Source organism: Streptacidiphilus melanogenes (assembly GCF_000787835.1).
Classification (GTDB): Bacteria; Actinomycetota; Actinomycetes; order Streptomycetales; family Streptomycetaceae; genus Streptacidiphilus; species Streptacidiphilus melanogenes.
The window spans coordinates 114,330-127,187 of the sequence record NZ_BBPP01000023.1 but is presented as its reverse complement, the minus strand read 5'-3'; the positions used below and the strand labels follow the sequence as shown (position 1 = coordinate 127,187).

Below are 12,858 nucleotides of genomic sequence, written 5' to 3'. Positions count from 1 at the left end.
CGCCGGGGAGACGACGGAGAGCCGGTGGTTTCCCGTCCCAGCTTGCAAGACCAGGAGTCCTGCTGGGCGGTCAGTCGTTAACGTTACGTCCGTGCCGTATGCAGCCTGGGAGGTCGCCGTGTCCGCGAACCGATTCACCTACCTCGGTCCGGAGGGCACCTTTACCGAGGCCGCGCTGCGGACGCTGCCCGAGGCGGCCACCCGGGAGCTGGTGCCGGCCGTGTCCGTGCCCGCCGCGTTGGACGCCGTGCGCGGCGGCGAGGCCGCGGCCGCGCTCGTGCCGATCGAGAACTCGGTCGAGGGCGGCATCCGGCAGACCATGGACGAGCTGGCCCAGGGCGAGCCGCTGATGATCTACCGCGAGGTGCTGCTGCCGATCTCCTTCGCGCTGCTGGTCCGGCCCGGGACGAAGCTCGAGGACGTGAAGACCGTCACCGGGCATCCGGCCGCCCAGCCGCAGGTGCGCCACTGGATGGCGGAGAACCTGCCGGACGCGCACTGGGAGTCGGCGGCGTCCAACGCCGACGGGGCGCGGCTGGTGCAGGAGGGGCGGTACGACGGTGCGTTCGCGGGCGCGTTCGCGGCGCCCCTGTACCACCTGGAACCGCTGGCGAAGGAGATCCACGACGCCGCGAACGCGACGACCCGTTTCGTGCTGGTCGGCCGCCCGGGACGGCCGCCGGCGCCGACGGGGCGGGACAAGACCTCGGCCGTGTTCTGGCTGGCGGACGACCACCCGGGCGCGCTGCTGGAGCTGCTGCAGGAGTTCGCCGTGCGCGGCGTGAACCTGATGCGCATCGAGTCCCGGCCGACGGGCGAGGGGCTGGGCAAGTACTGCTTCGCCGCCGACGCGGAGGGCCACATCACGGACCGTCGGGTGAGCGAGGCGCTGATGGGCCTGCACCGGATCTGTCCGCAGGTGCGGCTGCTGGGCTCCTACCCGCGCGCGGACGCGGTGCCGGCGACCGTGCGTCCGGGCACGTCGGACGAGGAGTTCGCCCGCGCCTCGGACTGGCTGTCCCGCGCTCTGGACGGTCGCGGCGAGCTGTAGTCTCCACCGGTCGAGGCGGAGTTTCCACACCGCCGACCGACTTATCCACAGGCGGCCTGGTTATCCACAGCCTGGGGATGCGCCGCGAGATCCGACGAATCTCCCCCTTGCCCACCAAAGCTTGCAGATCAGGCAAGTCGGACATATAGGGATTCAGAGCGTCAGTTTCCCCAAAGTCCCCTTCGTGGACCCAAAAAATCACGCCCCTGGCTGCAAACTCCAGGTTTAGCGAGCTCAGAGGCGTGATTACCCACAATCCACAGGGCTTCCGGGCGCCCTGTGGATAAAGCGGGGATATCCACAAGTCTTCCCGGTCAGGCGTCGGGGAAGTTGATGGAGTAGCCCTGCTGCATCAGCCACGGCAGCAGCTGGCCCAGGGCCGCGACGGTCTGGCTGCGATTGCCGCCCGCGTCGTGCATCAGAATGATCGAGCCGGGCCGCACGTTCTTCTTGACGTCGGCCACGATGGAGGCGACCCCGGGCCGCTTCCAGTCATTGGTGTCGATGCTCCACGCGAGCGGACGCAGTCCGTTCTTCGCGGATATCCCGCGGATCTCGGGAGTGAAATCCCCGCCCGGCGCACGGAACCAGCTGACCTCGGTTCCCGGGCCGCCGGCCTGCTCGATCATCTGCTTCGCGCCGACGATCTCGTTGGTCTCGTAGGCGAGACCACGCGTCGACATCGCCTCGTTGTGGTGGACCGAGTGGTCGCAGAGACGGTTGCCGCCCGCGAGGACCTGCTTCACCACGGCCGGCGCCGCCTGCGCCTCGGGGCCTATCTCGCAGAAGGTCGCGTGCGCGTGGTACTTGGCGAGCAGCGCCAGGATCTGCGGCGTCCACTGCGGGCTCGGGCCGTCGTCGAAGGTGAGCGCGACGGTCTTCTCGCCGCCCGGGTGGGCGACGTAGTACTCGAGCTCCTTGCTGACCGTCTCTGTCCCGCTGGACGGAACGGTGTCACCGGAGGTGCTCTTCGGGTCCGGCGAGGCACTCGCCGTGCCGCCGTTCCTGGCCCCGTCGTTGCTCGCCCCCTGCGCACCGGCGCCCCCACCGCAGGCGGAGAGAGCCAGCACCGCCGCCAGCACCGCTCCCGCCGCCGCCACCGTACGCGTCCTCATGCCTGGTCCCACCTTCCGTTCGCCGTCCGCAGGTTGTCGTCTGCCGAACAACTGTCGCAGCACTGAAAGCGTGCTCAGAGCGATCTCACAGCTTTGACGTGGCCCCGGGACGAAGATGTGACAAAGCAGACCCTGCGACTGTGAGTCGGCTCACCCCTCCCCGGGCCCGGTACTCTCGTTACCGTGATTGACCTTCGCCTGCTTCGCGTGGACCCGGACCGTGTGCGTGCCTCCCAGCGCGCCCGAGGTGAGGACGTCGAGCTCGTCGACGCCCTGCTCGCCGCCGACGAGCGGCAGCGATCGTCCAGTTCCCGCTACGACGAACTGCGCAACGAGCAGCGGCAGCTGGGCAAGCAGGTGGCGCAGGCCAAGGGCGACGAGAAGGCCGCCCTGCTGGAGCGCACCAAGGAGCTGGCCGGCGAGGTGAAGGCCGCCAATGCCGAGCAGAGCGAGGCCGAGGCCGAGGTGCAGCGTCTGCTGGGCGGGCTGGCCAACCTGCTCGACCCCGCCGCCCCGATCGGCGGCGAGGAGGACTTCGTCACTCTCGAGGAGGTCGGCACCCCGCGCGACTTCGCCGCGGAGGGCTTCGAGCCGCGCGACCACGTCGAGTTGGGCAAGCTCCTCGGTGCGATCGACACCGAGCGCGCCGCCAAGGTCTCCGGCTCGCGCTTCTACTACCTGACCGGCGTCGGCGCGCTGCTGGAGCTCGCCCTGGTCAACATGGCGATCGCTCAGGCCACCGAGGCCGACTTCATCCCGATGATCACGCCGGCGCTGGTGAAGCCGCGCGCGATGGAGGGCACCGGCTTCCTCGGCCAGGCCGCGGAGAACGTCTTCCACCTCCCGGAGGACGACTTCTACCTGGTCGGCACCTCCGAGGTGCCGCTGGCCGCCTACCACATGGACGAGATCCTCGACGGCGACCAGCTGCCGCTGCGCTACGCCGGGTTCTCGCCCTGCTTCCGCCGCGAGGCCGGCACCTACGGCAAGGACACCCGCGGCATCATCCGCGTCCACCAGTTCGACAAGGTGGAGATGTTCTCCTACGTCGCGCCGGAGGACGCGGAGGCGGAGCACAAGCGCCTGCTCCAGTGGGAGAAGGACTTCCTGAACAAGCTCGGCCTCGCCTACCGCGTCATCGACGTGGCCTCGGGCGACCTGGGTGCGTCCGCGATGCGCAAGTTCGACATCGAGGCGTGGATCCCGACCCAGGGCAAGTACCGCGAGCTGACCTCGACCTCCAACTGCGGTGAGTTCCAGGCGCGTCGCCTGGGCATCCGGATGCGCGGCGAGGAGGGCAACCGCCCGCTGGCCACGCTGAACGGCACGCTGTGCGCGGTGCCGCGCACCATCGTGGCGCTGCTGGAGACGCACCAGCTGGCCGACGGCTCGGTCGTCGTGCCGGAGGCGCTGCGGCCGTACCTGGGCGGGCGCGAGGTGCTCACCCCGGTCGGCAAGTAGCCCCTGCGGGACCCGAAAGAGAGTCAGACCACGTGAGCTCCGCCCCGCGGCCGTTCGACCTGATCGCGACCGACCTGGACGGGACGCTGCTGCGCGACGACCACACCGTGTCGTCGCGCACCCAGCTGGCCCTGGCGGCCGCGCAGGCCGCCGGGGCGCAGCACATCGTGGTGACCGGGCGTTCGGCCCGGTGGACCCGGCCGACGCTGGACGCGATCGGCTACACCGGCCTCGCGGTCTGCGGCCAGGGCGGCCAGCTCTACGACGCGGGCGCGCACCGGTTGGTGACGTCGGTCACGTTGGACCGTCAGGTGGCCGCCCTCGCCCTCGCCAAGGCGGAGGCCGAGGTCGGCCCGATGGCCGTCGCCGTCGTGCAGGACGGCCTGGAGGGCGACGTCCTCTTCGACCGGACCTACGACATGCCCTCCGCCGGCGAGAGGCTGGCCGCGGAGGAGCCGGTCGCCGACATCGCCGAGCTGTGGGCCAAGCCGCTGAGCCGGGTGCTGGTGCAGCACAGGCGACTGTCCGACGACGAGCTGGCGGCGGCCGTCAGCGCCGCAGCGGGCGGCCTGGTGACGGTGGTGCTGGCCGGGCAGGGCTTCGTGGAGCTGCTGCCGCTGGGCCTGTCCAAGGCGACCGGGCTGGCGCTGGCCTCTTCGCGCCTGGGCACGACGAAGGACCGGACCGTCGCCTTCGGCGACATGCCGAACGACATACCGATGTTCCGCTGGGTCGGCCACGCGGTGGCGATGGCCAACGCGCACACCGAGCTCAAGGCCGTCGCGGACGAGATCACGCTGAGCAACGAGGAGGACGGGGTCGCCGTCGCTCTGGAGCGAATCTTCCAGCTCTGAGTCTTGTTAACATGGTGGCGAAGATACCTCACCAGGAAGGCAAGGCGGAGCAATGGCGATGGGCGTTGCGGTGCTCGTCGACGCCGTGCTGATCGACCTGGCCGAGCTGATCGACGCGAACATCAAGCGTCCGGAGAGCTGACGCCGCGCGCCTCGTGCGCATGCCGGCCCTCTCCCGCTCCTTCTTCTCGTTCGTCTGAGGCTCACCCATGTCCCGCTCCGTGCTCGACACGCCCGTTTCGTATGCCTCCGCACCTTCTGCGGCCTCACGGCTGACCCGCGTCCTCGCCCACCCGGCGACCGCGCTGGTCGGCATTCTGCTCGTCTCGCTCAACATGCGTGCCGCCGTCTCCGCGGTCTCCCCGCTGCTCGGCGACGTCAGCGACCACTACGGCCTCTCCGCCACGGCGGGCGGCCTGCTGACCACGATCCCGGTGCTGATGATGGGTTCGGTCGCGCCGCTCGCGGCTCGGCTGAACCGCAGGATCGGCCCCGAGCGCGTGGTCGCGCTGGCGCTGCTGACGCTGGCGGCCGGGATCGTGCTGCGCGTCCTGCCCGGGACCTCGGCCCTGTTCGCCGGCAGCCTGGTGCTGGGCGCGGCGATCGCCCTGCTCAACGTCACCATGCCCGGCCTGGTCAAGCGCGACTTCCCGGAGCGCGCGGCGGCGATGACCGGCGTCTACACCACCTCCATGATCGTCGGCGCGACGCTGGCGGCCGCGCTGAGCGTCCCGCTGGAGCACGCCTTCGGCGGCTGGGCGGGCTCGATGGCCTCGTGGTCGGTGCCGGCCGCCTTCGCCTTCCTCGCCTGGCTGCCGCAGCTCACCGCCACCAAGCGCCCGCGGACGGCCCCGTCCGGGACCGCCGCCAGGATCCCCGGACTGTGGCGGCACCCGCTGGCCTGGCAGCTCGCCGTCTTCATGGGCATCCAGTCGCTGCTCTCCTACACGCTGATCGCCTGGCTGCCGACGATCCTCACCACGCAGGGCATGGACCGCGGCACTGCCGGGGCCGTCTTCGCGGTCAGCTCGCTGGTCCAGATCCCGGCCGCGTTCTTCGTCCCGCTGACCGCCGGCCGGACGAACAACCAGCGGGCGCTGGTGGCCCTGATGGTGGGTTCGATGGCCACCGGCGTGGCGGGCCTGCTGGTCGCGCCGACAGCCGCCCCCTGGCTGTGGGCGATTCTCATCGGCATCGCGCAGGGCGGCGGCTTCGGCCTGGCCATGGCGATGATCGTGCTGCGCAGCGGGTCCGCCCAGGTCGCCGCGCAGCTGAGCGGGATGTCGCAGCTCGTGGGCTACTTCATCGCGGCCGTCGGCCCGGTGGGCTTCGGTGCGCTGCACCAGACGACGGGCGGCTGGGTGCTCCCGCTGGGGATGCTCCTCGGCTGCTGCGCGATCGGCCTGACCGCGGGGCTCGGCGCGGGCCGCAAGCTGGTCCTCTCCTCCTGAGCCCGGACCCTCCGCCGACCGAACCGGTACGAGGCGGCGCCGAGGATCCGCCCGCCGTACAGGAACGCGTCACGGGGCATGGGTATCGTCGCGCGGATCCGCCACCGGTCGAGTCCGGAGCAGCCCCCGCATGAGCGCCGTCGGTCGCCTGCTCGGACCGGCCCCGCCGGGCCCACCCTTCCGGGCGGCCTGATCTGGCTCGTCCCCTACGGAGCCCGCAACGCGGAGTACCACTGGCACGGCCTCCAGCACCTCACCGGAAACCTCTGCCCGCTGCTCGGGGTGCTGCTGCTGGCCGCCCTCGCGGTGCACCTGCTGGGGGCGCGGTTCCCCGCGCCCCTGCGTCGTGCGGCTACCTCACTCCTCTCCCGCGAGGGTGAGCCGCGTCAGCCGTGACGACGCGAGCCACGCGCCACCCAGGGTGGCGACGATCAGCAGCGGCACGGCCGTCGGCAGGTGGACCGAGGAACTGATCACACCCGGGGAGGCGATCTTCTCCCCGATCGACAGCGCCCACTGGTGCACGCTCAGTGTCTGCGCGCCCGGCACGTACTGGCCGACGACCGTCTCCCACAGCAGGGCGTACATCAGGCCCCACACCACGGCATGGCGGGAGACCACGCCCAGCAGCAGGAAGAGCGCGCTGTAGGCGATGCCGGCGATCAGCGCGGCGATGGTGAAGCCGAGCGTGAGGTTCTCGAAGGTGCCGAAGAGGATCAGCCCGGCGAAGTACGTCGGCAGCGCGGCGAACACGATCGAGCAGCCGATCGCGACGACGAGCTTCGAGGTGATGATCTTCCACCGCGGCTGGGGCTTGGACAGCAGGTAGATGATCGAGCCGTCGTCGATCTCGGGGCCGATGGCCCCGGTACCGGCGACGAGCCCGACCAGCGGGACCATGGTGCCGAGGGCGAGGCCGCCGAGGATGTTGGCGGCCGTGCTCTCGTCCTGGCCCGCGATGCCGCGGATCAGCGCGGAGAGCGCCAGCAGGAGGACCGGCAGCGCCAGCAGCAGCAGGCCTCGGCGGCGGCCGAGCAGGCCGCGCGCCGTCAGCCGGGCGACAGTGACGTTCATGATGGGGTCTTGGCCTTCCCTAGCGTGGCTACTTGGCGGCGACGAGGTAGGAGAAGACGCTCTCCAACGACTCGTCGGCCGGGGAGACGGTCAGCAGGCGGATGCCTGCCTCCTTGGCGACGCGCGGCACCAGCTCGGTGAACCGGTAGAAGTCGACCGCCTGGATCTGCAGCTGCTGCTCCTTCAGATCCAGCTCGATGCCGGCCGTGGACGCGTCGGCGATCAGCGCCGCGGCGAGCGCGCGGTCGTCGCTGGAGCGGACCGTGTAGCGGTGCGGGCGGTCCGTCATCAGGCGGCGGATCTTGCGGTAGTCGCCGGAGGCGGCGTGGCGGCCCGCCACGATCACCTCGATGTGGCGGGCGAGCTGCTCGACCTCCTCCAGGATGTGGGAGGAGAACAGGACCGTGCGCCCCTCGGCGCCGAACCGGCGCAGCAGCTCCATCAGCTGCATCCGCTGGCGCGGGTCCATGCCGTTGAACGGCTCGTCCAGCAGCAGCACGGCCGGGTCGTGGACGAGGGCCGAGGCCATCTTCACGCGCTGCTTCATGCCCTTGCTGTACGTGGAGACCTGGCGCTCCTGCGCGTACTCCATCTCCACCGTGGCGAGCGCCCGCTTGGCCGCGGCGCCCGGATCGGGCAGGCCGTGCAGCTCGGCGTTGGCGAGGACGAAGTCCCAGCCGGTGAGGAAGTCGTACATGGCCTCGCGCTCGGGCACGAGCCCGATCTGCTTGTAGGCCTGCTGGTTCTTCCAGATCGGCGTGCCGTCCAGGGTCACCGCACCGGAGGAGGGCGGCAGGAAGCCGCTCATCATGTGGATCAGCGTGGACTTGCCGGCACCGTTCGGCCCCAGCAGGCCGGTGACGCCGGGCTCGATCGTCATCGAGACGTCGTTGACCGCGACGACGTTGCCGAACCAGCGGGAGACCCGGTCGATGCTGATGGTGGTCATGTGCTGCCTCCTCAGATCTTCCGGTAGCGACGGACGAGCAGGGCGAAGGTGCCGGCGGCCAGCACCGCGATCTCGGCGAGGAAGACGACGCCGCCGAGCGTGGTGGGCATCTGTGCGACGTTGCCCCGCAGCGGCAGGTCGAACATCCACGAGACGGTGGAGTCGATCAGGAAGCCCGGGTTCAGCATGGCCACCCAGAACGACGCGGCCTGGTGGCCGGTCACGTGCATGACCTCGCGCAGCGCGCCGGAGACGCCCGCCGAGACCATGAACAGCGCGATGATCGCCGCCACGCCGAAGCCGCGGCGGGGCGTCAGCGAGGCGATCAGCAGGCCGAGGCCGGCGTAGACGAGCGAGTAGAAGGCGGCGGCGACGACGCCGAAGGCGAAGTGCTTGGTGTTGTAGCCGAAGTCCATCGACCCCAGCATCGAGCCAATCCACATGATCAGCATCGGCAGCACGGTGAGGATGAAGACGGCGGAGACCATCGCCGCGTACTTGGCCCGCACGTAGTCGCTGGAGCGCAGCGGGCGGGAGAAGTAGAGCGGGACCGTCATGAACCGCAGGTCGCGCGAGAGCAGCACCGGCGCCTGGGCGGCGGTGAAGACCGCGGTGACGAACTGCAGGTTGGTCAGGTACTGCGGGTAGTCGACGGGCAGCTTGCCCATCTTCACGTAGATCGAGACGGCTACGATGATCAGCGCGGGCACCGCCATGATCGCGGTCATGGCCATCGGCAGGATCTTGGACTTGCCGGACCGGCCCAGGCCGAAGGCGCCGCGCAGGCTCGAGGTGTAGAGCGAGCGGGTGGCGTAGCCGACGCCCAGCCGGGGGCCCTCGTAGTGGCGGTAGCCGATGTCGTGGATGACGTCGAGGCGCCCCTCGGGCGCGTGCGTCTCAGACATGAGCGACCTCCTCGGCCTTGTCGGCGCCGTCCACGCCGTGGGCGCCCGCGGCGAACACCTCGGAGATGTGGTGACGACGCTGCTCCAGCCGGACCAGACCGACGCCCAGCTCGGCGACCGCGTCCCGGATCACGTCGTAGACCTCGTCCCCGTCCAGCTCCACCAGCAGCACGTGCCCGGAGTCGGCGCCGACCGTCAGCCCGGCCTCGGTCAGCCGCGCCCGCAGTGCGGCGTTCACGTCGAAGGCCGGATCGTCCTGGCGCTCCGTCACCTCGACCGCCAGCAGTGAGGTGGCGGCGGTCAGGTCGGCGGTGGAGGAGCTGCGCAGCAGCTTGCCGCCGTCGATCACGACGACGTGGTCGCAGGTGCGCTCCAGCTCCCCGAGCAGGTGCGAGGTGACCAGCACGGAGATGCCGAACTCGCGGTGGACGCGCCGGATCAGCTCCAGCATGTCGTCCCGGCCGACCGGGTCGAGCCCGTTGGTCGGCTCGTCCAGCAGCACCAGCTGCGGATCGTGCACGAGCGCCTGGGCGAGCTTGACGCGCTGCTTCATGCCCGTCGAGTACGTGCCGATCGGGCGGTAGCGCTCCTCGTACAGGCCGACGTGCCGCAGGATGTCGGCGGTCCGCTCGCGCGCGGCCGTGGCGGGCAGGCCCGACATCCGGGCCATGTGCACCACGAACTCCGTCGCGGACACGTCCGGCGGCAGACAGTCGTGTTCGGGCATGTAGCCCACCCGCTCGCGGATCGCGCCGCCCTCGGTGGCGACGTCGAGCCCGAGCACGCGGGCGGTGCCCTCGGTGGCTGGGGCCAGCCCCAGCAGGATCTTGATGAGAGTGGACTTACCCGCGCCGTTCGCCCCGACCAGACCGACCACTCCGGGCTGCACCTCGACACTGAGGTGGTCCAGAGCGGTGACCCGGGGGAACCTCTTGGTGAGGTGATCCGTAGTGATGACAGCCACAGGACGACCCTAGCCACACCGTGGCCCGGGTCACATCAGGTTCGCGGCTGACTTTTCCCTAGCCCAGGGATGTATCCGCGGGGGTGTTTCCCCTAGGGGACGCACCCCCGCGGTATCAGGGTTCAGCCGCCGAGCAGCTCGGTCTGCAACGTCAGGGCCTGCTCGAAGTCGACCCGGTTGACCGCCTTCGGGTTGGTCACCACCAGCAGCCCCGCGATCTCGTCGGCGGAGAACACGGACGCCCGCACGGCGGGCTTGCCGCCCTTCGCAGCCGCCGTCAGGTTCTGCCCGTTCCCCGCCCCCGGGGAGTCGTCGGGCGTGCTGAAGCCCTGGTCGGGCGCCTGCGCCAGGTGCATGTCGATGGCCTCCGCCTGGGTCAGGGCCGTGGCCGCCGTCCCGCTCCGGAACGGCACCAGGTAGACGGCGACGTGCGTCCCGTCCGGCATGGTCCAGCCGGTGGCCGCGACCTGGCGCGCGCCGTTCTCCCGCAGCAGTTGCGCCACCGAGCCCGACGAGGTGAACAGACCCGCGTAGTCGGACATCGCGACCCAGCCCTTCCGCCCCGGCAGCGCCGGGTCGGGCTTGGCGCCGACCGCGGACGGGAGCAGCAGCAGCCGGACGTCGCCGATCGCGTGCGGCACCGTCCCGCCCGGCGCGCCCTGCGAGAGCCCGCTCTCACCCGGACCCGAGGCCCCCGGCGGCAGCTCCGGCAACCGCAGCGCGGGGTACGTGAACCGGCCGTCCGCCGGCGTCGCCAGTCCGGGGACGTCGGTCCGCTTCGGGGCCATCACCGCGAAGGCGGTGCCGGTCCCGAGCCCGAGGCAGAGGACCGTGGCGGTGGTCCATCGCAGCACGGTCCGCAACGCGGGTCGGCGCGTGCGCGCCGACCCGGCGGGTTCGGGCGATGCGGCGGGCTCGGCGGGCCCCGCCACAGTCCCGGCCTCAGCTTCCTCCGGCGGCGCGGACGATGCGAGCGCGTCAGGCCCGGTGGGCGATGCGAGCTCGGCAGGATCGGGCGCAGGCGCGGAGGAGGGCGCAGGCGCGGACGATGCCGGCTCGGCCGACGCGGTGGTCTCGGCAGGCTCCGCCCCAGCCTCTGCAGGCGCGGGCGAATCGGCGGGCTCGCCGGCATCAGGCTCGGGGGCATCCGGCCCGGCGGCCTCCGCCACCGTCTCGGCCTCAGCCGCCCGGGACGACACGGACGAAGCGAGCTTGGCGGGTTCCGCCTCGGTCGCGGCTTCGCCGGGCGCGGGCGATGCAGACGACTCGGCCGGCTCGGCAGCCGATGCGGGCTTGGCCGGTGCGGCCGCGGCGGGTTCGGCCGGTGCGGCCGCGGCGGGGGCCGGCTTGGGCTCGTCGGAAGTCGTCATATCTGGGCCCCCGGGATCGCGAGTCGGTTGAGTTGGGCTTCCAGAAGCGCGGCGGCGCCCTGCTGGTCGAGCGGGGCGGCGCCGTAGGCGTCGACGGCGACGAGCAGGTCGCCCACGGCCGCGTCGCAGTGCATCGAGTCGAGGCGGTCGCCCGGCGGCGCGGGAAGGAGGTAGCAGTGGGCCTCCGGGTGGCCCGGGATGCTCGGTCCGGCACGGAAGACGTCGGTCGAGTCGGCGAGGTACTTGCCGACCTCCGCCCAGCCCTTGGCGGAGTGCTGGTTCTCCTGGAGCAGCGACATCTCCACGACCTGCGAGCTGTTGTCGGTGTAGACGCGCAGCCCGTACCCGAGAACGTGGTCGAGGTCGAGCCGGCTCTTCAGCTGGGTCCGCTCGGCGGCGCTCAGGAACGAGAACTGCTTGGCGAACATCGCCTCGTACTGGTCACGGGTGAGCACACTGTTGTCCCCGAGGCCCATGTCGTCGGGGCCGTAGGCGTAGCCGGCCGGCATCGGCAGCAGCAGGTCGCTGAGCGAGCCGTAGTGGTCGCCGTCCGAGTGCGCGCCGAAGGTCGGCTTCGCCGTCTGGGCGGTCGCCACCGGCTTCGCGGGGGCGGGCGAGCGCAGCGCCAGCCCGACGCCGGTTCCGACGCCGACGGCGGAAAGGACGAAGGCGACTCCGAGCGCCCCGAGGGCCATCCGCCGGCGCACGGGCGCCCGGGGAGTCTCGACCGGCGGCAGCGGTTGCTGGGCCTGCACCGGCTGCTCGGGCTGCTCGGGCTGCAGCGGCTGCACGGCCTGCACCGGCTGCTCGGGCGGGGGAAGCTGGTCGGTCACAGTCGCTCCAACTGACTCTGCAACAGGTTCATCAGCGGCTTCCCGTCGACCCGGTGCGACGAGTCGACGTAGATCAGCACCGCGATGTCTCCGTGGACGGCCAGGCCGACGCCCTCGTAGTAGCTGCCACCGTCCGGGTCCTGATGCTGCTTCGGCCCGACGTAGACACCGCCGGTGATCGAGCTGTCGGGGATCTGGGTGTAGTTGTTCAGGCCGCCGACGTCGTCCGAGGCGTACTCGGCCTGGCCGTTGATGAACGACGTGGCCGACTCACCCTGGTCGTGCCGGTACTGGACCAGCTGGATCTCGTAGCTGTCGGAGCCCTGCAACCACGTGGCCACCGCGATGCGGCGGATCCCCAGAGGAAGCTGGTAGCGCATCGCCGAGTCCGGCTTCTCGAAGCCCTCGATGAAGTCCTTGAACGGGAGCCAGCCGTTCTCGCCCAGCGGTGCGGGCCACGGCTTGCTGCCGGAGGGGACCGGCACCAGGAGCTTGGTGAGGTCGCCGTCGGTCTTCGCCATGTCGTCCTCGGCGGCGGTCAGCGCTGGAGCGCTGCGGTGCGCCGAGGGGTACTGCGGCTGTGCGACGGCGAGCGGCGGCAGCGGGGTGGGCTTGCGAGAGGCCTGCACCGCGTAGCCGGTGCCGGCTCCGCCCAGCACGCCCACCGCGACCGCGGCAGCCATGATCCGCGCGGTCCGTCCGCGCGGCCGCGGCACCGAAGCCGCCTCGGGCGCAGGCGCAAGCTCGGGTGCGGGCTCAGCCGTCGGTTCGGCCGTCAGTTCGGCCGCCGACTGGGACCCGGAGTCTGCAGGGGTACTCATCATTTCCTCC

The 12,858-nt window shown here is 71.2% G+C and carries 13 protein-coding genes; 5 read left to right on the top strand and 8 right to left on the bottom strand.

Annotated features, from left to right (window positions below; translation table 11 throughout):
* Positions 1 to 118 precede the first annotated feature (118 nt).
* Complete coding sequence (gene pheA, locus TR49_RS23580) at positions 119 to 1,051, top strand: prephenate dehydratase (protein ID WP_042384849.1); 933 nt, start codon at positions 119 to 121, stop codon at positions 1,049 to 1,051.
* Positions 1,052 to 1,365: 314 nt separating this feature from the next.
* On the opposite strand, the gene TR49_RS23575 is transcribed toward pheA, so the two are convergent.
* Positions 1,366 to 2,166, bottom strand: a complete 801-nt coding sequence (locus tag TR49_RS23575) for a polysaccharide deacetylase family protein (RefSeq protein WP_042384791.1) — start codon at positions 2,164 to 2,166, stop codon at positions 1,366 to 1,368.
* A 183-nt stretch (positions 2,167 to 2,349) separates the two neighbouring features.
* Here TR49_RS23575 and serS point away from each other — a divergent pair, with 183 nt between their 5' ends.
* The 4 genes from serS to TR49_RS23555 all read left to right on the top strand — a co-directional run bounded on the left by serS (position 2,350) and on the right by TR49_RS23555 (position 6,328).
* A complete protein-coding gene (gene serS, locus TR49_RS23570) occupies positions 2,350 to 3,627 on the top strand; it encodes a serine--tRNA ligase (RefSeq protein WP_084725317.1) in 1,278 nt (425 codons plus the stop codon).
* A 32-nt stretch (positions 3,628 to 3,659) separates the two neighbouring features.
* Positions 3,660 to 4,481 carry an HAD family hydrolase gene (locus TR49_RS23565; protein ID WP_042384789.1) on the top strand — a complete coding sequence of 274 codons (822 nt, stop codon included), beginning with the start codon at positions 3,660 to 3,662 and terminating at the stop codon, positions 4,479 to 4,481.
* A gap of 209 nt (positions 4,482 to 4,690) precedes the next feature.
* Positions 4,691 to 5,932, top strand: coding sequence for a CynX/NimT family MFS transporter (locus TR49_RS23560; RefSeq protein WP_042384788.1), 1,242 nt, complete (start codon positions 4,691 to 4,693; stop codon positions 5,930 to 5,932).
* A 78-nt stretch (positions 5,933 to 6,010) separates the two neighbouring features.
* Positions 6,011 to 6,328 carry a hypothetical protein gene (locus TR49_RS23555; RefSeq protein ID WP_042384786.1) on the top strand — a complete coding sequence of 106 codons (318 nt, stop codon included), beginning with the start codon at positions 6,011 to 6,013 and terminating at the stop codon, positions 6,326 to 6,328.
* Here TR49_RS23555 and TR49_RS23550 read toward each other — a convergent pair.
* The 7 genes from TR49_RS23550 to TR49_RS23520 all read right to left on the bottom strand — a co-directional run bounded on the left by TR49_RS23550 (position 6,290) and on the right by TR49_RS23520 (position 12,848).
* Positions 6,290 to 7,009: an ABC transporter permease gene (locus TR49_RS23550; RefSeq protein WP_042384784.1), complete on the bottom strand. Its 720-nt coding sequence runs from the start codon at positions 7,007 to 7,009 to the stop codon at positions 6,290 to 6,292. The two genes, TR49_RS23555 and TR49_RS23550, sit on opposite strands and share 39 nt — an antisense overlap.
* Before the next feature lie 25 nt (positions 7,010 to 7,034).
* Positions 7,035 to 7,955: an ABC transporter ATP-binding protein gene (locus tag TR49_RS23545; protein WP_042384780.1), complete on the bottom strand. Its 921-nt coding sequence runs from the start codon at positions 7,953 to 7,955 to the stop codon at positions 7,035 to 7,037.
* A gap of 11 nt (positions 7,956 to 7,966) precedes the next feature.
* A complete protein-coding gene (locus TR49_RS23540) occupies positions 7,967 to 8,860 on the bottom strand; it encodes an ABC transporter permease (protein ID WP_042384778.1) in 894 nt (297 codons plus the stop codon).
* Positions 8,853 to 9,824, bottom strand: a complete 972-nt coding sequence (locus TR49_RS23535; RefSeq protein ID WP_042384777.1) for an ABC transporter ATP-binding protein — start codon at positions 9,822 to 9,824, stop codon at positions 8,853 to 8,855. The genes TR49_RS23540 and TR49_RS23535 overlap by 8 nt, the downstream gene beginning before the upstream one ends.
* Positions 9,825 to 9,946: 122 nt before the next feature.
* The gene (locus TR49_RS40290; protein WP_152627420.1) at positions 9,947 to 10,678 is read right to left on the bottom strand and encodes a hypothetical protein; all 732 of its coding nucleotides are present in this window, start codon (positions 10,676 to 10,678) and stop codon (positions 9,947 to 9,949) included.
* A gap of 512 nt (positions 10,679 to 11,190) precedes the next feature.
* A complete protein-coding gene (locus TR49_RS40285; protein ID WP_052434579.1) occupies positions 11,191 to 12,027 on the bottom strand; it encodes a hypothetical protein in 837 nt (278 codons plus the stop codon).
* Positions 12,024 to 12,848, bottom strand: coding sequence for a hypothetical protein (locus TR49_RS23520; protein ID WP_152627419.1), 825 nt, complete (start codon positions 12,846 to 12,848; stop codon positions 12,024 to 12,026). Before TR49_RS23520 ends, TR49_RS40285 begins: the two co-directional genes overlap by 4 nt.
* Positions 12,849 to 12,858 lie beyond the last annotated feature (10 nt).